General features: G+C 58.4%; 17 protein-coding genes. 15 read left to right on the top strand and 2 right to left on the bottom strand.

From position 1 onward, the window contains the following. The first annotated feature begins 54 nt into the window (after positions 1 to 54). The 9 genes from ansB (at position 55) to lpxK (ending at position 12354) form a co-directional block, all read left to right on the top strand. The gene (ansB, locus tag IMX17_RS09915) at positions 55 to 1101 is read left to right on the top strand and encodes an L-asparaginase 2 (protein ID WP_193549696.1); all 1047 of its coding nucleotides are present in this window, start codon (positions 55 to 57) and stop codon (positions 1099 to 1101) included. A 302-nt stretch (positions 1102 to 1403) separates the two neighbouring features. After that, the gene (gene serC / locus IMX17_RS09910) at positions 1404 to 2489 is read left to right on the top strand and encodes a 3-phosphoserine/phosphohydroxythreonine transaminase (protein WP_084826489.1); all 1086 of its coding nucleotides are present in this window, start codon (positions 1404 to 1406) and stop codon (positions 2487 to 2489) included. A 113-nt stretch (positions 2490 to 2602) separates the two neighbouring features. Beyond that, complete coding sequence (aroA, locus tag IMX17_RS09905; protein ID WP_193549695.1) at positions 2603 to 3889, top strand: 3-phosphoshikimate 1-carboxyvinyltransferase; 1287 nt, start codon at positions 2603 to 2605, stop codon at positions 3887 to 3889. 259 nt (positions 3890 to 4148) lie between these two features. Continuing rightward, positions 4149 to 4838, top strand: coding sequence for a (d)CMP kinase (gene cmk, locus IMX17_RS09900; RefSeq protein WP_004928270.1), 690 nt, complete (start codon positions 4149 to 4151; stop codon positions 4836 to 4838). A gap of 184 nt (positions 4839 to 5022) precedes the next feature. Continuing rightward, complete coding sequence (rpsA, locus tag IMX17_RS09895; RefSeq protein WP_004928267.1) at positions 5023 to 6696, top strand: 30S ribosomal protein S1; 1674 nt, start codon at positions 5023 to 5025, stop codon at positions 6694 to 6696. A 62-nt stretch (positions 6697 to 6758) separates the two neighbouring features. Continuing rightward, positions 6759 to 7043 carry an integration host factor subunit beta gene (gene ihfB, locus IMX17_RS09890; protein ID WP_004928264.1) on the top strand — a complete coding sequence of 95 codons (285 nt, stop codon included), beginning with the start codon at positions 6759 to 6761 and terminating at the stop codon, positions 7041 to 7043. 276 nt (positions 7044 to 7319) lie between these two features. Continuing rightward, on the top strand, positions 7320 to 9590 hold the full coding sequence (locus tag IMX17_RS09885; protein WP_193549741.1) for a ComEC family protein: 2271 nt from the start codon (positions 7320 to 7322) through the stop codon (positions 9588 to 9590). 35 nt (positions 9591 to 9625) lie between these two features. Beyond that, positions 9626 to 11374 (top strand): lipid A ABC transporter ATP-binding protein/permease MsbA, encoded by a 1749-nt coding sequence (msbA, locus tag IMX17_RS09880; RefSeq protein ID WP_033642563.1) that lies wholly within the window; start codon positions 9626 to 9628, stop codon positions 11372 to 11374. Then, positions 11374 to 12354 (top strand): tetraacyldisaccharide 4'-kinase, encoded by a 981-nt coding sequence (gene lpxK, locus IMX17_RS09875; protein ID WP_193549694.1) that lies wholly within the window; start codon positions 11374 to 11376, stop codon positions 12352 to 12354. Before msbA ends, lpxK begins: the two co-directional genes overlap by 1 nt. A gap of 2 nt (positions 12355 to 12356) precedes the next feature. Here the strand turns inward: lpxK and IMX17_RS09870 are convergent, their stop codons facing one another. Continuing rightward, positions 12357 to 13763 carry a VOC family protein gene (locus IMX17_RS09870; RefSeq protein ID WP_046897078.1) on the bottom strand — a complete coding sequence of 469 codons (1407 nt, stop codon included), beginning with the start codon at positions 13761 to 13763 and terminating at the stop codon, positions 12357 to 12359. A gap of 525 nt (positions 13764 to 14288) precedes the next feature. Here IMX17_RS09870 and IMX17_RS09865 point away from each other — a divergent pair. The 6 genes from IMX17_RS09865 (at position 14289) to IMX17_RS09840 (ending at position 18555) form a co-directional block, all read left to right on the top strand. Next, entirely contained in the window at positions 14289 to 14498 is a 210-nt protein-coding gene (locus IMX17_RS09865) for a cold shock domain-containing protein (protein WP_004928244.1), read from the top strand. A gap of 223 nt (positions 14499 to 14721) precedes the next feature. Next, positions 14722 to 14943, top strand: coding sequence for a cold-shock protein (locus IMX17_RS09860; RefSeq protein ID WP_004928241.1), 222 nt, complete (start codon positions 14722 to 14724; stop codon positions 14941 to 14943). Between the two features lie 113 nt (positions 14944 to 15056). Further along, on the top strand, positions 15057 to 16283 hold the full coding sequence (locus IMX17_RS09855; RefSeq protein ID WP_193549693.1) for a winged helix-turn-helix domain-containing protein: 1227 nt from the start codon (positions 15057 to 15059) through the stop codon (positions 16281 to 16283). A gap of 297 nt (positions 16284 to 16580) precedes the next feature. Further along, complete coding sequence (locus IMX17_RS09850; RefSeq protein ID WP_004928237.1) at positions 16581 to 16763, top strand: Trm112 family protein; 183 nt, start codon at positions 16581 to 16583, stop codon at positions 16761 to 16763. Continuing rightward, positions 16760 to 17509: a 3-deoxy-manno-octulosonate cytidylyltransferase gene (gene kdsB / locus IMX17_RS09845; RefSeq protein ID WP_033642567.1), complete on the top strand. Its 750-nt coding sequence runs from the start codon at positions 16760 to 16762 to the stop codon at positions 17507 to 17509. Before IMX17_RS09850 ends, kdsB begins: the two co-directional genes overlap by 4 nt. Before the next feature lie 149 nt (positions 17510 to 17658). Continuing rightward, the gene (locus IMX17_RS09840; RefSeq protein ID WP_094141876.1) at positions 17659 to 18555 is read left to right on the top strand and encodes a YcbJ family phosphotransferase; all 897 of its coding nucleotides are present in this window, start codon (positions 17659 to 17661) and stop codon (positions 18553 to 18555) included. An 8-nt stretch (positions 18556 to 18563) separates the two neighbouring features. On the opposite strand, the gene elyC is transcribed toward IMX17_RS09840, so the two are convergent. Beyond that, positions 18564 to 19337 carry an envelope biogenesis factor ElyC gene (gene elyC / locus IMX17_RS09835; protein WP_042784114.1) on the bottom strand — a complete coding sequence of 258 codons (774 nt, stop codon included), beginning with the start codon at positions 19335 to 19337 and terminating at the stop codon, positions 18564 to 18566. Between the last annotated feature and the right edge of the window lie 17 nt (positions 19338 to 19354).

The raw sequence follows: 19354 nt of genomic DNA, 5'->3' as shown, positions 1-19354 counted from the left end.
TTTTTTAAGGATAAAGGCCATAATTCAGCGAGTTATCTGTCACGGAGAAATCTAATGAAATCAGTGAAACTCAGCGTGTTAACCCTTTTGTTGACCGTCGTCAGCGCCTCGGCGCTGGCGCTGCCCAACATCACCCTGCTGGCGACCGGCGGCACCATCGCCGGCGGCGGCGATTCGGCGACGAAATCCAACTATACCGCGGGCAAACTGGGCGTCGAGGCGCTGGTCGATGCGGTGCCGGCGCTGAAGAACATCGCCAACGTGCAGGGGGAGCAGGTGGTTAACATCGGCTCGCAGGACATGAACGATCAGGTCTGGCTGACGTTGGCGAAGAAAATTGACGCCGACTGCGGCAAAACCGACGGCTTCGTCATCACCCACGGCACCGATACGCTGGAAGAGACGGCCTATTTCCTCGATCTGACGGTGAAGTGCGACAAGCCGGTAGTGCTGGTCGGGGCGATGCGGCCGGCGACGGCGATGAGCGCCGACGGCCCGTTCAACCTGTATAACGCGGTGGTGACGGCGGCGGATCCGCAATCGGCCAACCGCGGGGTGCTGGTGGCGATGAATGACAGCGTGCTGGACGCACGAGATGTCACCAAAACCAGCACCACCGCCGTGCAGACCTTCCAGTCGCCGAACTTCGGCCCGCTCGGGTATATCCACAACGGCAAGATCGATTATCAGCGTTCGCCGCAGCGCAAGCACACCCGGGAGACGCCGTTCGACGTCAGCAAGCTGAACGAACTGCCGAAGGTCGGCATCGTCTACAACTACGCCAATGCCTCCGATGCGCCGGTCAAGGCGCTGATCGCCGAAGGGTACCAGGGCATCGTCAGCGCCGGGGTCGGCAACGGCAACCTGTATAAAACCGTGTTCGACACCCTGGCGACGGCGGCGCACAGCGGCGTGGCGGTGGTGCGTTCTTCGCGCGTGCCGACCGGCGCCACCACCGAGGATGCGGAAGTGGACGACGCCAAGTACGGCTTCGTGGCCGCCGGCACGCTGAATCCGCAAAAGGCGCGCATTCTGCTGCAGCTGGCGTTGACGCAAACGAAAGATGCGAAGCAGATCCAGCAAATGTTCAATCAGTACTGATCGTTTTCTCTCCTGCGGGGGCCGTCCGGGCTCCCGCAGCCATCTCGGCTGAATACAGCATAAAACACCGCGTTAACCCGCTGAATTTCCCCATGTCGCAGGGTTTTATCGTCCAAAAAAACGCGACGACCGCAGAGCCTGTCATCACCCGGTGCGCCTGTTTGCCGCCGGCGGGCGAATAAGCGTTGCAGCCATGGGGCGTGAGTGATAAAACCGGAGGGTTGGTTAACGCGAGCGTTAACTTCGGGCGTCTTTTCGACAGGTCGCTTTTCTGCGGCGAACAGTGAATGTGGTGAGGGGAAATGACTCAGGTTTATAATTTTAGCTCTGGCCCGGCGATGCTGCCGGTGGAAGTGTTGCGTCGTGCGGAACAGGAACTGTGCAACTGGCACGGCCTGGGAACGTCAGTGATGGAGATCAGTCACCGCAGCAAAGAATTCATCGCCGTTGCCGAGCAGGCGGAACAGGATCTGCGCGATCTGCTGAAAGTCCCCTCCAACTATAAAGTGCTGTTTTGCCATGGTGGCGCGCGCGCGCAATTCGCCGCGCTGCCGCTGAACCTGCTGGGCGACAAGGCTACCGCCGACTATATCGACGGCGGCTATTGGGCGCACAGCGCCATCAAGGAAGCGGAAAAGTATTGCGCTCCGAACGTCATCGACGTGAAAACCCGCATCGACGGCCTGAGCGGCATCAAGCCGATGAAAGAGTGGCAGCTCAGCGCCGACGCGGCTTATGTGCACTATTGCCCGAATGAGACCATCGACGGCGTGGCCATCGATGAAACGCCGGACTTCGGCGACAAAGTGGTGATCGGCGATTACTCCTCGACCATCCTGTCCCGCCCGCTCGACGTCAGCCGCTTCGGCGTGATTTACGCCGGCGCGCAGAAAAATATCGGCCCGGCCGGCCTGACGCTGGTGATCGTGCGTGACGATCTGTTGGGCAAGGCGCGTAAAGAAGTGCCGTCGATCCTCGATTACACCGTGTTGGCCGAGAACGATTCGATGTTCAACACCCCGCCGACCTTCGCCTGGTACCTGTCCGGGCTGGTGTTCAAATGGCTGAAAGAGCAGGGCGGCCTGGTGGAGATGCAAAAACGCAATCAGGCCAAGGCCGAGTTGCTGTATGCGACCATCGATAAATCCGACTTTTACCGCAGCCAGGTGGCGATCGCCAACCGCTCGTGGATGAACGTGCCGTTCCAGCTGGCCGATGCAGCGCTGGATAAGGTGTTCCTCAGCGAAGCCGAGGCCATCGGCCTGCAGGCGCTGAAAGGCCACCGGGTAGTTGGCGGCATGCGCGCTTCTATTTACAATGCGATGCCGCTGGCCGGCGTACAGGCGCTGACCGACTTTATGACCGATTTCGAGCGTCGTCACGGTTGATCCCGTCAGCTCGCCGGGCGCGGGCTGACCAGGCTGTTGTCCTTTTGCATTAAAGCGGCTCCGGCATTATTCCGGAGCCGTTTCGTTTATCAGAATTGGAGAGTTTTGTTCACATGGTGGATTCCCTGACGTTACAACCGGTCGCCCTGGTCAATGGCACCGTCAACTTACCCGGCTCCAAGAGCGTTTCCAACCGTGCTCTGCTGCTGGCTGCGCTGGCGAAAGGCACGACCCGGCTGACCAACCTGCTGGACAGCGACGACGTGCGTCATATGCTGAACGCCCTGCAGGCGTTGGGCGTGAACTATCAGCTTTCCGCCGATCGCACCGTGTGTGAAGTCACCGGCGTGGCCGGGCCGCTGGTGGCCGAGCAGCCGTTGGAACTGTTCCTCGGCAACGCCGGGACGGCGATGCGCCCACTGGCGGCGGCGCTGTGCCTCGGCGAAGGCGACGTGGTGCTGACCGGGGAACCCCGCATGAAAGAGCGCCCGATCGGCCATCTGGTGGACGCGTTGCGCCAGGGCGGGGCGCAGATTGATTATCTCGAGCAGACCGATTACCCGCCGATTCGCCTGCGCGGCGGCTTCCAGGGCGGCGACGTCACCGTTGACGGCAGCGTCTCCAGCCAGTTCCTGACCGCGTTGCTGATGACTGCGCCGCTGGCGCCGCAGGATACGCAGATCCACATCAAGGGCGAGTTGGTTTCCAAGCCGTACATTGATATCACGCTGCACCTGATGCGTACCTTCGGCGTATCGGTGAGCCACGACAATTATCGGGTGTTCCACATTCAGGGGCGCCAGACGTATATCGCGCCGGGCGACTATCTGGTTGAAGGCGACGCTTCTTCCGCGTCCTACTTCCTGGCGGCGGCGGCGATCAAAGGCGGCACCGTGCGCGTGACCGGCATCGGCCGCAAAAGCGTGCAGGGTGACACCAAATTCGCCGATGTGTTGGAGAAGATGGGGGCGCGCATCACCTGGGGCGACGATTTCATCGAGTGCAGCCGCGGTGAACTGCGCGGCATCGATATGGACATGAACCACATTCCGGATGCGGCGATGACCATCGCCACCGCAGCGCTGTTCGCCGAGGGGCCGACCACCATCCGCAATATCTACAACTGGCGGGTGAAGGAGACTGACCGTCTGGCGGCGATGGCCACCGAGCTGCGCAAAGTGGGGGCGGAAGTGGACGAGGGCGAAGACTACATTCACGTCGTGCCGCCGGCCAAACTGCAGTTCGCCGAGATCGGCACCTACAACGATCACCGCATGGCAATGTGCTTCTCGCTGGTGGCGCTGTCGGATACCCCGGTCACGATCCTCGATCCGAAATGCACCGCGAAGACCTTCCCGGACTATTTCGAACAGCTGGCGCGCATCAGCCAGCCGGCGTAACCCGTCAAATCGTTTATTTTAAGGCCCCTTTGCGGGCCTTTATCGTTTTTGACCTTTGGCGACCGGCGTTTCTTCTATACTTTTTCGCGGTTGTGCGCTTATTTTCAACAACCGGACAGTTCCAGGGTAACAGATCGCCGTAGGGCAGCGTATAATACGCCACCGTATTTGCCCCTGATTGGGCAGGTGACAGAGCACCCGGGCTTCGAGTCGAAGCGCGCCGTGTCTCTGTGAGGTTTTCTACCTGAAGGAGAGAGAAATGACGGCTACAGCCCCGGTGATAACCGTTGATGGACCAAGTGGCGCAGGCAAAGGCACGCTGTGTAAAGCGTTGGCCGAGTCCCTTGGTTGGCGTTTGCTGGATTCCGGCGCGATCTATCGCGTGCTGGCGCTGGCGGCGTTGCATCATCAGGTGGATATCACTTCTGAGGAAGCGCTGGTTCCGCTGGCCGCACATCTCGATGTTCGCTTCGTTGCCCAGGACGGCAAGCTGCAAGTGATTTTGGAAGGTGAGGACGTCAGCAATGAGATCCGCACCGAAACCGTCGGCAACACCGCGTCGCAAGCGGCGGCGTTTCCGCGCGTGCGCGAGGCGCTGCTGCGCCGCCAGCGCGCGTTTCGCGAGGCGCCCGGCCTGATTGCCGATGGCCGCGACATGGGCACGGTGGTGTTCCCGGACGCGCCGGTCAAGATTTTCCTCGATGCCAGCTCGGAGGAGCGCGCACACCGCCGCATGCTGCAGTTGCAGGAAAAGGGCTTTAATGTTAACTTTGAACGTCTTTTAGCCGAGATAAAGGAACGGGACGACCGTGACCGTAATCGGCCTATCGCGCCTCTGGTGCCCGCTTCTGACGCCCTCGTGCTGGATTCTACCAGCATGTCGATCGAAGAAGTGATCCGGCAGGCGTTGACGTATGCACAGAAAGTGTTGGCGTTGCCGCAGCAATAAGCGCGGCGGCGCTATTGGCTTTTTGTCATATTTGTCATAGCGGTATCGCAATATATCGGGTAAAATTTTACCCCTGTAACCTTAAACCCTGTCGGCATGGAGCCAATGGCGGGGTATGTGAAACAACCCCATTCGGCGGGACGCTAAATGGACGTTAAACTAAAGAACCCTGAAGATTAACAACATGACTGAATCTTTCGCTCAACTCTTTGAAGAATCCTTAAAAGAAATCGAAACCCGCCCGGGTTCCATCGTTCGTGGCGTCGTTGTTGCTATCGACAAAGATATCGTACTGGTTGACGCCGGTCTGAAATCTGAGTCTGCCATCCCGGCTGAGCAATTCAAAAACGCCCAGGGCGAGCTGGAAATCCAGGTTGGTGACGAAGTTGACGTTGCTCTGGATGCTGTTGAAGACGGCTTCGGTGAAACCCTGCTGTCCCGTGAGAAAGCTAAGCGTCACGAAGCTTGGATCACGCTGGAAAAAGCCTACGAAGAAGCTGAGACTGTAACCGGTGTTATCAACGGCAAAGTGAAGGGTGGCTTCACCGTCGAGCTGAACGGCATCCGCGCGTTCCTGCCAGGTTCCCTGGTTGACGTGCGTCCGGTACGTGACACTCTGCACCTGGAAGGCAAAGAGCTTGAGTTCAAAGTCATCAAGCTGGATCAGAAGCGCAACAACGTTGTCGTTTCTCGCCGTGCGGTTATCGAATCCGAGAACAGCGCTGAGCGCGATCAACTGCTGGAAAACCTGCAGGAAGGCATGGAAGTTAAAGGTATCGTTAAGAACCTCACTGACTACGGTGCATTCGTTGATCTGGGCGGCGTAGACGGCCTGCTGCACATCACTGACATGGCTTGGAAACGCGTTAAGCATCCAAGCGAAATCGTCAACGTTGGCGATGAAATCACTGTTAAAGTGCTGAAGTTCGACCGCGAGCGTACTCGTGTATCCCTGGGCCTGAAACAGCTGGGCGAAGATCCATGGGTTGCTATCGCGAAACGTTACCCAGAAGGCACCAAGCTGACTGGCCGTGTAACCAACCTGACTGATTACGGCTGCTTCGTAGAAATCGAAGAAGGCGTTGAAGGTCTGGTACACGTTTCTGAAATGGATTGGACCAACAAAAACATCCATCCGTCCAAAGTTGTTAACGTGGGCGACGTAGTGGAAGTGATGGTTCTGGACATCGATGAAGAACGTCGTCGTATCTCCCTGGGCCTGAAGCAGTGCAAATCCAACCCATGGCAGCAGTTCGCAGAGACCCACAACAAGGGCGACCGCGTTGAAGGTAAAATCAAGTCTATCACTGACTTCGGTATCTTCATCGGCCTGGACGGCGGCATCGACGGCCTGGTTCACCTGTCTGACATCTCCTGGAACGTTGCAGGCGAAGAAGCAGTACGTGAATACAAGAAAGGCGACGAAATCGCTGCGGTTGTTCTGCAAGTTGACGCAGAGCGCGAGCGTATCTCCCTGGGCGTGAAGCAACTGGCTGAAGACCCGTTCAATAACTACCTGTCTATGAACAAGAAAGGTGCTATTGTTACTGGTAAAGTCACTGCAGTTGACGCCAAAGGTGCTACAGTTGAATTGGCAGGCGGCGTAGAAGGTTACCTGCGTGCATCTGAAGCCTCTCGCGACCGCATTGAAGATGCAACTCTGGTTCTGAACGTAGGTGACGAAGTTGAAGCTAAATTCACCGGCGTTGACCGTAAGAACCGCGTTGTAAGCCTGTCCGTACGTGCTAAGGACGAAGCTGACGAGAAAGACGCCATCGCAACTGTTAACAACAAACAGGAAGAAGGCAACTTCTCTAACGCAATGGCTGAAGCTTTCAAAGCGGCTAAAGGCGAGTAATGACGGGGGGCGGTCTCTGACCGCCCCGATACGGTAGTTTAGCTGCAAAGCTTGGAGGTACTATGACCAAGTCTGAACTTATTGAAAGACTTGCTGGCCAGCAATCTCATATTCCGGCGAAGGCCGTTGAGGATGCAGTGAAAGAGATGCTTGAGCACATGGCCGCTACGCTGGCCGAGGGCGAACGCATTGAGATCCGCGGATTCGGCAGTTTTTCTCTTCACTACCGTGCCCCGCGTGTAGGCCGCAATCCGAAAACCGGTGACAAAGTTGAGCTGGACGGCAAGTACGTTCCTCACTTCAAACCAGGCAAAGAGTTGCGTGACCGCGCCAATATCTATGGCTAGTCGCTGACTGCTCATAGCGTTGTTGCTTGAAAAGAATATAAAACGGTGCCTGTAAGGCGCCGTTTTTTTTCGCCTGCAATTCTCCGCGATACGCTCGTGAGTTGCGTACTGCGCCGCATTGACGATGTGGCTCCTGCATAGATCTCTCTTATCCTGCCATGTTCAGCGCATCTTCGTTAAAGCCCGCTGGCGGCGACGTGTCGCCTGAATGATCCTGCTTGCTTGCCGTGACGCGTCTTTGCTCATGGCGGAGCCGATGGGAGAAAAGCGATCAAAATTTCGCTGGATCTGGCGATATTCGCCGTTATCTGCGGCATCCTGCCGCTGTTGGTTTTACCGCAATTGCCTGAGCAATGGCAGCTGTGGCCGCTCTTGCTTGTTGTCTGTTTACTGCTGCGCACGCGCAGGCCACTCTGCCGTTATTTGGCCTGCCTGGGGTTGGGGTTCGCGTGGGCGGTTTTCAACGCCGGAAGCCTGATCGGGCAAATGGAGCGTTTGAGCCGCGGGCCGGAAGTGACGGCGGTGGTGCAGGTAAGCAGCATCGCGTTGAATCCGGCCGCCAGCAAGCAGACGCTGATGCGTATCGAGCGGATCGATGGCCATTGGCTGGCGCCTGCATTGACGTTTACCACGCTATGGGCTCCGGAACAGCAGCGGCTGTGCGCCGGGCAGCGTTGGCAATTGAAACTGCGCTTGCGGCCGGTGCACGGCAAGCTCAATGAAGGGGGCTTCGACAGCCAACGTTGGGCGATCGCACAGCGCCAGCCGTTGACGGGCCTGGTCAGGCAGGCCCGTTTGTTGGATGGCGATTGTAGCCTGCGTCAGCGCATAATCAGCCATGCGGAAACCAACATCGGTGAGCTGCGTTACAAGGCGGTATTGCTGGCGCTGGCGTTTGGGGAGCGAACCGCGCTGGAACAGCCTTTACGCACGCTGATGCTGAAAACCGGCATTGCGCACTTAATGGCTATTTCAGGGCTTCATGTGGCGATGGTCGCCATTTTGTTCTGGGCTGCGCTGCGGGCGCTGCAGTTTTTTCTTCCCTCCCATCTGATTGGCTATCGTTTTCCCCTGGTCGCGGGCTGGGTGGCGACGCTGATCTATGTCTGGTTGGTGGGTACCCAGCCGCCGGCGGTGCGTACCGTGTTGGCCATGACATTGTGGATGTTGCTGCGCCTGCGCGGCGTTCATTGTTCTTCCTGGCAGGTGTGGCTATGGTGTATCGGGCTGATTTTGCTGTGCGATCCGCTGGCGGTATTGTCAGACAGTTTCTGGCTATCGGTGCTGGCGGTAGGTTGCCTGATTTTTTGGTTTGAATGGGCGCCGCTCGGTGAGCGATTCCGGTCGGCCTGGTATTGGGCGCCGGTGCGCTGGCTGCATATTCAGCTCGGCATGACGCTGCTGCTGGTGCCGATGCAGGCCGCGCTGTTTCTGGGCCTGACGTTGACCTCGCTACCCGCCAATCTGTGGGCGGTACCTATTGTCTCATTGGTGACGGTGCCGCTGATTTTGCTGGCGGTGATATTTGGCTTCTTTCCCTCGTTAAGCTACGGGCTATGGTGGCTGGCGGACGTAACGCTGCACTGGGTGTTTGTGCCGCTGCATTACCTGCAACGCGGTTGGGTGGATCTGGGGGCCGCCTCGCTGCTGGCCAGCGCGGCGGGGTGGCTCATCGTCGTCTGTTGGCGCTTTCATTGGTGGTGGCGTTATGCACCGGGGCTGGCGACGATAGCGATATGCTGTGTGCTGTGGAGGGAAAAAGAGCCGGGATACCGCTGGCGAGTCGATATGCTTGATGTCGGGCACGGATTGGCGGTGGTCATTGAGCGAAACGGCAAGGGAATACTGTACGATACCGGCGATCGTTGGCCGGGCGGCAGCGCCGCCGAACGGCATATTTTGCCAATGTTGAACTGGCGGGGGATTGAATTGGAACAGATCATTATCAGCCATGATCATCTCGATCATATCGGCGGGTTGCCGGCGGTGCGACGGGCGTTTCCGCAGGCTACGGTGCGCAGCCCGATGCGAGGGGAGGGGCACTTGCCCTGCGTCGCCGGTGAGCGCTGGCGCTGGCAGGGGTTGCAATTCGAAGTGCTGTGGCCGCCGAAAACGCGTAAAAGGCCGGTCAATGACGACTCCTGCGTGATCCGTATCGACGATGGGAAATACAGCCTGCTGCTCACCGGCGACGCGGAAAAAAAGGCGGAGGCGCAGCTGCTCCGATTGCGGCGCGATCGCTTGGCGGCTACGGTGTTGCAGGTGGGGCATCATGGCAGCCGAACCTCTTCCACGCCGCCGTTTCTGCGCGCGGTCAATCCTCAGGCGGCATTGGCGTCAGCATCTCGTTACAACAAATGGCGTTTGCCGGCGCGTAAAGTGGTCGCCAGATACCGGGCAAATGGCATTATATGGCGCGATACGACGCGCTCCGGCCAGTTATCGGTACTTTTTTTCGACAACGATTGGCAAATTAAAGGCTTTCGCGAACAATTAATGCCCCGTTGGTACCATCAGCGGTTTGGCGTAGAGGGTGATAATGAGTAAAATAGGCCGCTATTTCTTCCGATGCTGGTATTTGCATGATGAATGATAAAGATCTCTCGACCTGGCAGACATTCCGTCGACTCTGGCCGATGATCACTCCTTTTAAGACCGGGCTGATTGTAGCCGCCATTGCGTTGATTATGAACGCAGCGGGGGACACGCTGATGCTGTCTCTGCTTAAACCGCTATTGGACGATGGGTTTGGAAAAACCGACAGCAGCGTGCTGGTGTGGATGCCGTTGGCCGTCATCGCGCTGATGTTAATGCGCGGCGTAACCAGCTTTGTTTCAAGCTACTGCATTTCCTGGGTTTCCGGCATGGTGGTGATGCAGATGCGCCGCCGCCTGTTTGGTCACATGATGAGAATGCCGGTGGCCTTCTTCGATCAACAGTCCACCGGGACCCTGTTGTCGCGCATTACCTATGATTCCGAACAGGTGGCTTCCTCCTCTTCCAGCGCGCTGGTGACCGTGGTGCGCGAAGGGGCTTCGATCATTGGCCTGTTCATCATGATGTTCTATTACAGCTGGCAGCTGTCAGTGATCCTGATCGTGCTGGCGCCGATCGTCTCCATTGCCATTCGCCTGGTGTCCAAGCGTTTCCGCAACATCAGCAAAAACATGCAGAACACGATGGGGCAGGTGACCACAAGCGCCGAACAGATGCTGAAAGGCCATAAAGAAGTGCTGATCTTCGGCGGCCAGCAGGTGGAAACCGAGCGCTTTAATTCGGTCAGCAACCGCATGCGTCAGCAAGGCATGAAGCTGGTTTCCGCGTCTTCGATTTCCGATCCGATCATTCAGCTGATCGCTTCGCTGGCGCTGGCGTTCGTGCTGTTTGCCGCCAGCTTCCCAAGCGTGATGGAAACCCTGACCGCCGGTACCATTACCGTGGTGTTCTCGTCGATGATTGCGCTGATGCGTCCGCTGAAGTCGCTGACCAACGTCAATGCCCAGTTCCAACGCGGGATGGCGGCGTGCCAGACGCTGTTCTCCATTTTGGATATGGAACAGGAAAAAGATACCGGCACCCGCGAAGTGAAGCGCGCGAAAGGCGATATCGAATTCCGCAATGTCACCTTCTACTACCCGTCCAAGGAAACGCCGGCGCTGCGTGATATCAACCTGAACATCGCCGAAGGCAAGACCGTAGCGCTGGTGGGCCGTTCCGGTTCGGGGAAATCGACCATCGCCAACCTGTTGACGCGTTTCTATGATATCCAGGAAGGCGAAATTCTGATGGATGGCCACGATCTGCGCGAATACACCCTGGCCTCACTGCGTAATCAGGTGGCCCTGGTTTCGCAAAACGTGCACCTGTTCAACGACACCATCGCCAACAATATCGCCTATGCGCGTGAGAGCGAATACAGCCGCGAGCAGATCGAGAAAGCGGCCGAAATGGCGTACGCGATGGACTTCATCAACAAGATGGAAAACGGCCTGGATACGGTGATCGGTGAAAACGGCGTCATGCTGTCCGGCGGCCAACGCCAGCGCATCGCCATCGCGCGCGCGCTGCTGCGTGACTGCCCGATCCTGATCCTGGATGAGGCGACCTCTGCGCTGGATACCGAGTCCGAGCGGGCCATTCAGGCCGCGCTGGACGAACTGCAGAAAGACCGAACTTCACTGGTGATCGCACACCGTCTGTCGACCATTGAAAAGGCGGACGAGATCCTGGTGGTGGAAGACGGCCGCATCGTCGAACGCGGTGAGCACGCCGAGTTGCTTGAGCGGCAGGGCGCCTATGCGCAGCTGCACCGTATGCAGTTTGGTCAATAATGATTGAGCGCATCTGGTCCGGCGGTTCGCTGCTTTATCTGGCGCTATTGCCGCTCTCGTGGCTGTATGGCCTGTTCAGTTGGCTGATCCGCTTCAGTTACCGCTGCGGCCTGCGTAAAAGTTGGCGTTCGCCGGTGCCGGTCGTGGTGGTGGGTAACCTCACCGCCGGCGGCAACGGCAAAACGCCGATGGTGATCTGGCTGGTGGAGCACCTGCAGCAACGGGGCTACCGCGTTGGGGTGGTGTCGCGCGGCTACGGCGGCAAGTCGGCGGTTTATCCGCTGCTGCTGGGTCAGAATACGTCGACCCGCGAGGCGGGTGATGAGCCGGTGCTGATTTATCAGCGTACCGGGGCGCCCGTGGCGATTGCGCCCAAGCGCGCCGAGGCGGTGCAGGCTCTGCTGCAACAACAGCCGCTGGATGTGATCATCACCGACGACGGTTTGCAGCACTACGCTTTACAGCGTGACTTCGAGCTGGTGGTCATCGACGGTGTGCGTCGGTTCGGTAACGGCTGGTGGTTGCCGGCCGGGCCTATGCGCGAGCGCGCTGCGCGGCTTGGCAGTGTCGATGCGCGCGTCGCCAATGGCGGCGTGGCCCAGGCCGGGGAAATTGCCATGCGTCTGCAGGCGCGTGATGCGGTGAACCTGCTGAGCGGTGAACGTCGCCCGGCGGCCGAGCTGCCGCGCGTGGTGGCGATGGCGGGTATCGGCCATCCGCCGCGTTTCTTCGCGACGTTGGAAAAGTTGAACGTCGAAGTCGTTCAGGAAGTGGCGTTTGCCGATCATCAGGAATATCAGCAGGCGCAGCTGGCGGCGTTGGTTAATGCAGATCAAACGCTGTTGATGACGGAGAAAGACGCGGTGAAGTGTCGCGCCTTTGCCCAGCCCAATTGGTGGTATCTACCGGTTGATGCGGTGCTGCCGTCCGCTCAGGCTGAGCAACTGCTGCAGGATATCGAGTCCCTGCTGTCTAAGTAATCTCAGGATGCCAGCGTGACAAGCCCCAAGGCTTGCGCGCAGGCTTCCAGCGAGCGCTGCTGGGTTTGCTGATACAGCGCCAGCTCGTCGATCACCTCACTGCCCAATGCTTGTTCAAACGCTGCCCGGCTTGACGCCGCATTGTACTGTGTATGGCGGCTGTCCCCCAGATTCGATTGGAAAATCCCCGCCGCGCTGACCGGCAGAAAATCCTCATACACCAGTGGCTGGAAGCGAACGTGTTCTTTCTCGATCAGTTGCTCCAGGGTGCTGTGCTTATCCAGTGATTCTTTGGCCGCCAGGCCGCATTCGGTCGGGAAATAGCGGAACCAAGCCAGCTGTTGCTCGCGCAGCGTGGCGTAATCATCCGGAAACTCCCGGAAGTTTTCTTCCAGCAGCTGATAATAGCGTTCGGCATTTTTCTCGTTCGGCGGCGCCTGCAGCGCATCGTTGGTGGCCTTCAGCAGACGGTCGTAGAGTTCTCTTCCTTTAGTCGTCAGCGCCACACCGCGCTGTTCGATCTCGCCGAAGCGCGCGGTATGATGACCGGCGACGACGTGGCCGTCATGCTCGACGAAATCGACGCGTTCTTCCAGCGCCTTGAAGCTGGTCTGGCGCAGCAGGATCGCGCGACGGCGACGCGGCGGGCCCTCGATGACCGCCTTGGGCGTAATGCCGCGTGCGGGCATCGCCTGCTGAACGCGATCGATATCCAGCGTGCGGGGTGTCAGATGATTGATATGCGGCCCTTTAAACGCCACCACGTCGGCGATCAGGCGATGCTGATCGTGCAACTGCCGGTATTCTTCGGCGCTGACCGTCGCCCGGTTGTGCCAGCGGAAGGTTTCCAGCGCTTGTTCGACAAATTCTTGCGCCTGCACCTCATTCAGCCCGCCTTGCGCTTCCTGCAGCGCGATCAGTTCCAACGCGCGATCGGTAAAGATGCGGCGGCGCGCCAGCAAGCGCTCAGCCAGCTCACGCAGCGCGGGATCTTCTATCAGCTCCAGGCGCAGCAGGGAGGTAAACACGCGGAACGGACTGATTTGCAGGGCGTCTTCGTGTACGGCGCGAAAGGCGGTCGAGTGGACGGGAACGCCCGCCACCGACAGATCATAGTAACCGACCGGCGCCATGCCCATCACCTGGAACAGACGGCGCAGGGTGGCCAGTTCGTCCGCCGTGCCGACCCGGATCGCGCCGTGGCGCTCCATCGCAAGGCGTTCGATCTCGCCGGTGATTTGCAGTTGATGAGCCAGTGCGGCATCTTCGCGCAGAACCTGTCGGTTGGTTTCCGCCACCAGTTCCAGCAGATCGCCGTACAGCGGTACCTCCTTTTGGTACATGTCCGACATCGCGTGAGAGAATCTGGCGCGGATTTCATTAGGTGAAACGAACTGCTGGGCGGTCATGCGCATAGCTCCTTGATTCAGCATAATCTGAAAAATCGTGTTTTTAGCGGCAAAAGTGCTGGCGAAAAAGCCGTCTGCCTTGTTTTCCCCTCAAGTTTAGCCATCTGATTTGGGATTTGTTATAGACGTGGCAAGCATATTAGAGTTTTATGCGTTAGCTCTCATTTGCAGCGCACGGACGGACAAATGATGCTCCGGTGAGGAGAGGAACGCGATGGATCGGCCGCGGCGAGCGTTAAATTAAGTCATGTATATTCAGGGGGATAAAAATAAATTCGGCGCATTTATGAATTTAATGCAATAAACCCCTTGTGTATTCACCATTTTTATGAGTAAATGCAAGTCGGCCTGTAATCCAGACCTATTTATGTTCGAGTTTAGAGTTAAGCAGTTCCTCCAAAAACGTTATCATCCGATTCCGCTTCAAAGACGAACCTTCTAAGTACCTCCCATAAGTAATGTTTCTGAAATGGCCGCAATTGCCTCTTATGGCAGATTTTGTAAATATATTTAAAGGTAAAAGTAATGTCTAAGAAGACGGGTCAAGTTAAGTGGTTCAACGAAAGCAAAGGTTTTGGTTTCATTGAGCAGCACGATGGCGGCAAAGATGTATTCGTACACTTCTCCGCAATCATGACCGACGGTTTCAAGACCCTGGCTGAAGGCCAGCGCGTCGAGTACACCATCCAGGACAGCCCGCGCGGGCCGGCTGCCGCCAACGTAGTTGCTCTGTAAGAAGACAGGGAACGCGTATAAAGAGATCTTAATACAACCATGGTGACGCTTCAGCGCTGAGTCATGCGGAAGATATTAAGTTCAACAAGCCCGCCTTAGTGCGGGTTTTTTAATTTTTTGCTCACGAGAGGTTTGTTACGAAAAACTTTAGGATGGGCTGGTAGCGTCCAGACAATATAAAAAATGACGTTGTCAAGGATGCTCAAGTAAAAGGATATCAGTTATGTTTAAAAATACTGTGTTAAAAATGGGCCGTGTGAAATGGTTTAATCAGGCCGAAGGCTATGGTTTTATTTCACCGGTAGATGGCAGCGACGAAATCTATGTCAATCGCAACGCTATCGCCAACACCAAAAATAAGTCGTTGAACGAAGGTCAGAACGTTGAGTTCTCGATCTATCGCAGCTCGCATGGGCTGTCCGCGGCAGACGTTATCGCGTTCTGATCGCATCCTCCTTCCTCGCCAGTGCCGGTGTCGCCACCCGCAAGCACTGGCGAAGATAAATCCCGCGATATCCACTATTATCAGGCCATTGCCTATTCGCCACGGATATCAGGATGACCACCCCGACCATTTCCCTTACCGCCGCTCGCGCGCTGCACCTTGCCGCCCAGGGGCTGCTTTCTCCGCTTAAACGCCAGGCTCGGCCCGATGACGTCGTGAGTGCGATCCGGCGCATGGGGCTGTTACAAATCGATACCATTAGCGTCGTTGCTCGCAGCCCGTATCTGGTGCTGTTCAGCCGTTTGGGAGCCTATCAGCCGGAGTGGCTTGAGCAGGCGCTCGCCGGCCGCAAGCTGTTCGAGTATTGGGCGCACGAGGCCTGTTTCCTGCCGATCGAAGATTTTGGTCTGCTGCGCCACCGCATGCTGGCGCCGCATGATATGGGCTGGAAATACTCCGCCGACTGGGTGCAGCAGCACCAGACCGCGATGGACAACTTGCTGCGGCACATCGAACAACAGGGGCCGGTGCGCTCCGCGGATTTCAGCGCCGAGAAGAAGGGCAACAGCGGGTGGTGGGACTGGAAACCGGAGAAACGGCATCTGGAGATCCTGTTTACCGCCGGCAAGCTGATGGTGGCCGAGCGTCGCAACTTCCACCGGGTTTACGATCTGACCGAAAGGCTGCTGCCGGCCTGGGACGATGCGCGGCATGCGCTGCCCGTGGAGCAGGCGCGCCGGCAGATGCTGTGCCGCACCTGCCGCTATCTGGGCATTTTCCGCGCCGAGTGGTTGGCGGACTACTATCGGCTGAAGCGCGTGGCGCCAAAAGACTTGCTGGCAGCGCTGCAGGAGCAGGGCGAGATTACGCCGGTGCGGGTCGAGGGGCTGGAAGGGCCGTTTTATGTGCATGAATCACTGGCGGAACTGCTGCCGCTGGCGGAGCAGGGCAAACTCAAATCGACGGTCACCAGCCTGTTGTCGCCTTTTGATCCGGTGGTGTGGGATCGTCGTCGGGCGCTGGAGCTGTTCAACTTTGACTATCGGCTGGAGTGTTACACGCCGAAAGAAAAACGCCGCTACGGTTACTTCACGTTGCCGGTGCTGCATCGGGGCGATCTGGTGGGGCGGATTGACGCCAAGGCGCACCGACGGCAGGGCATCTTCGAGATCATCAGTTTCCATGCGGAGCCGCAGGTGCGCTTCGGCAAACAGCGAACGCAGGATATCCGGCAAGCCATCGCGCGCACGGCTCAATGGCACGGCGCGCAACGCGTTGCGCTGGGCGACATTCCGGCGGCGTTGGCCGCTGAATGGGGAGCCGGCTGGGAAGTGGGATAACGAGCGACGCCGTCGGTGGGGTAAAACGAAGTTAAGCGCCGCTCGTTACAAAGGGGGCTCAGTGGCTGAAGTTAGCGAACAGAGCGATGATTTTGTGCAGACGTTTGATCACGTATTACAGTCTTTTTTGTGATTTCAATCACAAAATTCTACGCCGTGTGGCGCCGCAGTTCAAGCCGCTGCGCGGGCGCCATGAGGAAATATCGGCGGCTTGGCGCCGCCGATGATTAACCTGAGGCCGGGCGTTATGCTATCCTCACAGCCTTCCCAGATGACCTATCCCCTTGCGGAGGATGCATGGACCACCGTTTACTCGAAATCGTTGCCTGCCCGGTATGCAACGGCAAACTCTATTTCAATAAAGAAAACCAGGAGCTGGTGTGCAAAGCGGACGGGTTGGCTTACCCGCTGCGCGACGGCATTCCGGTATTGTTGGAAAATGAAGCGCGTGCGCTGTCGCTGGACGAGAAGCACGCATGAGTTTTATCGCTATTATTCCCGCCCGCTACGCCTCAACCCGTTTGCCAGGCAAACCGCTGGCCGATATTCACGGCAAGCCGATGGTGGTGCACGTGATGGAACGCGCCCGTGAGTCCGGCGCCAGCCGCGTCATCGTGGCGACCGATCACCCTGAAGTCGCCAAAGCGGTGGAAGCCGCCGGCGGCGAAGTGTGCATGACCAGCCCGGATCACCATTCTGGCACCGAGCGTTTGGCGGAAGTGATCGCGCACTACGGCTTTGCCGACGACCAGATCATCGTTAACGTGCAGGGCGATGAGCCGCTGATCCCACCCGTTATCGTACGGCAGGTGGCGGAAAACCTGGCGGGCAGCCAGGCCGGCATGGCGACGTTGGCGGTGCCGATCGACAGCGCCGAAGAGGCTTTCAACCCCAACGCGGTGAAGGTCGTGATGGATGCTCAGGGCTACGCGCTCTACTTCTCGCGCGCCACCATTCCCTGGGATCGCGAGCGTTTCGCCGCGTCGAAGGAGAGCATCGGCGACAGCCTGCTGCGTCATATCGGCATCTACGCATACCGCGCGGGCTTCGTGCGCCGCTACGTCAGCTGGGCGCCGAGCCAACTGGAGCAAATCGAGTTGTTGGAGCAGCTGCGCGTGCTGTGGTACGGTGAAAAAATCCACGTGGCGGTCGCGAAAGCGGTCCCGAGCGTGGGGGTCGATACGCCGGAAGATCTCCAGCGCGTGCGCGACAGTATTCAACCCTGAGCCTGAGTTCGTCGGCGCGCCGCGCAACGCGTCGACGATGCAATCCCCCCCTATCTGATCCCCGTTTTGTTGATCTGCGTTGAAGTATTTTTCCGCTCACCGTTCGATGATGTTACGCATCTCCCTTATTAGCCTGAGGTGAATGCTTTATGGAGCAGTTACGCGCCGAACTGAGCATTGTGCTGGGTGAGTCCATCAGCCGGCTGGAGCGGGTGAGCGAACAGCCTTATGCGCATATGTATTCCTTGTACGATCGGCAGGGCAACGCCATGCCGCTGATGGCGAAAAGCTTTATCTGCCAGGGCATCGCCCAGCAAGAGGCGTACAAGCTGTCGATGCTGGCGCGCGACGGAGATATTCGTCTGCCCACGGTGTACGGCGTGGTGTGCACCCATCAGGCGCCGTATAAGGAAATCCTGCTTATCGAGCGCCTGCGCGGCGTGTCGGCCGAAGCGCCAACGCGTTCGCCGGATCGCTGGAACATGTTGATGGAGCAGATCGTTGACGGGATGTTGGCCTGGCACCGCATCGACAGCCATGGCAGCGTCGGCACCGTTGACAGTACGCAGGAGAATGACTGGTTTTGCTGGTATCAACAGCGGGTCGAAGTGCTGTGGGCGACGGTGGTCAATCTCACTACCCCGCAGCTGACCATGGCGGATCGGCGTTTGCTGTACCGCACGCGCGAAGCGCTGACCCATTTCTTCGTCGGTTTCGACGATCCCTGCGTCCTGGTGCACGGTAACCTGTCGCTGCGCAGCATGTTGAAAGATCCCAAAACCGATCAGCTGCTGGCGATGCTGAATCCCGGCGTGGTGCTGTGGGCACCGCGCGAATACGATCTTTTCCGCCTCTGCGAGGCGGGCATGCCCAGTCAACTGCTGTTCAGCTATCTGCAGCGGGCGCCGGTCGCCGACGCTTTCCTGGCGCGGCGCTGGCTGTACGTGGTGTGGGAAGCAGTAGGGCGTTTGATCCATACCGGCAAGCTGGAGCGGCAGCCGTTCGACTATGCATCGCAACAGCTGCTGCCCTGGCTGGCCGGTTGAACGGGGTCTTACTCGGCGCCGGCGCTATCCGCGCCTTTCAGCCGCTGCCATAGGCTACCCAGCGTTTCATACCAGGCGCGCTCGGTATGGCCGAGGAACATTGACGACGGCGTGGCGCGATCCCAGATATTCAGCGGCGAGTCGATCGCCAATTGGTTGGCCGGGGCCGGGATCGGGTGCAGGCCCTTAGCCTCGAAGAAACGCATGGCGCGCGGCAGATGGTTGGCGGAAGTCACCAGAAGGAAGGGGTGTTCGCCGACCAACTTGGCTACCTGAGCGGCTTCTTCCTCGGTATCGCGCGGTTCCCCCAGGATCACCATGTCGCTGCGCGGCACGCCCAGGCTTTCCGCGACCAGCGCTGCCGTGGCGGCGTTGCTCTGCATGCGTCCGCCGGGCGCGCCGGTAAACACCATCCTGGCGCCAGGGTGCGCCAGGTAGAGCCGCACGCCCTCCGTCACGCGCGGCAGACTGTTGCCGAGCAGGTTCGAGCTGGGTGCCCAGTCGGGATTGTAGGTATAGCCTCCGCCCAACACCACGATGTAGCTGACCGCATCGTTGCCGCGATATGTCTGGTATTCGGCTTCGATCGGCCGCAGCAGGCGGTCGGCCACCGGTTGCAGGCTGAAAAGCAGTAAAAACAGCCAGCTCAGCGTGAAAATCGTCTTACCGCTTTTTTGCCAGCGGGTGAACCACAGCAGCAGCAGCGCCAGCCCCATCAGCAGCATCAACAGCGGCAGCGGCATCAGCAGAGCGCCAAAGAACTTTTTCAGGTTGAACAGCATCGAAAATCAGATCCTTT

This window comes from Serratia sp. X3 (assembly GCF_014982455.1).
GTDB classification, from domain to species: Bacteria; Pseudomonadota; Gammaproteobacteria; order Enterobacterales; family Enterobacteriaceae; genus Serratia; species Serratia ureilytica.
This window is presented reverse-complemented; position numbering and strand designations above follow the sequence as displayed.

Bases quoted from the DNA above. Each gene is read 5' to 3' on its own strand.
- IMX17_RS09860 (WP_004928241.1), top strand. From the start codon at position 14,722: ATGTTTAAAAATACTGTGTTAAAAATGGGCCGTGTGAAATGGTTTAAT.
- elyC (WP_042784114.1), bottom strand. From the start codon at position 19,337: ATGCTGTTCAACCTGAAAAAGTTCTTTGGCGCTCTGCTGATGCCGCTG.
- rpsA (WP_004928267.1), top strand. From the start codon at position 5,023: ATGACTGAATCTTTCGCTCAACTCTTTGAAGAATCCTTAAAAGAAATC.
- IMX17_RS09840 (WP_094141876.1), top strand. From the start codon at position 17,659: ATGGAGCAGTTACGCGCCGAACTGAGCATTGTGCTGGGTGAGTCCATC.
- kdsB (WP_033642567.1), top strand. From the start codon at position 16,760: ATGAGTTTTATCGCTATTATTCCCGCCCGCTACGCCTCAACCCGTTTG.
- lpxK (WP_193549694.1), top strand. From the start codon at position 11,374: ATGATTGAGCGCATCTGGTCCGGCGGTTCGCTGCTTTATCTGGCGCTA.
- ihfB (WP_004928264.1), top strand. From the start codon at position 6,759: ATGACCAAGTCTGAACTTATTGAAAGACTTGCTGGCCAGCAATCTCAT.
- IMX17_RS09865 (WP_004928244.1), top strand. From the start codon at position 14,289: ATGTCTAAGAAGACGGGTCAAGTTAAGTGGTTCAACGAAAGCAAAGGT.
- IMX17_RS09855 (WP_193549693.1), top strand. From the start codon at position 15,057: ATGACCACCCCGACCATTTCCCTTACCGCCGCTCGCGCGCTGCACCTT.
- IMX17_RS09870 (WP_046897078.1), bottom strand. From the start codon at position 13,763: ATGACCGCCCAGCAGTTCGTTTCACCTAATGAAATCCGCGCCAGATTC.
- IMX17_RS09850 (WP_004928237.1), top strand. From the start codon at position 16,581: ATGGACCACCGTTTACTCGAAATCGTTGCCTGCCCGGTATGCAACGGC.
- cmk (WP_004928270.1), top strand. From the start codon at position 4,149: ATGACGGCTACAGCCCCGGTGATAACCGTTGATGGACCAAGTGGCGCA.
- aroA (WP_193549695.1), top strand. From the start codon at position 2,603: ATGGTGGATTCCCTGACGTTACAACCGGTCGCCCTGGTCAATGGCACC.
- msbA (WP_033642563.1), top strand. From the start codon at position 9,626: ATGATGAATGATAAAGATCTCTCGACCTGGCAGACATTCCGTCGACTC.
- ansB (WP_193549696.1), top strand. From the start codon at position 55: ATGAAATCAGTGAAACTCAGCGTGTTAACCCTTTTGTTGACCGTCGTC.
- serC (WP_084826489.1), top strand. From the start codon at position 1,404: ATGACTCAGGTTTATAATTTTAGCTCTGGCCCGGCGATGCTGCCGGTG.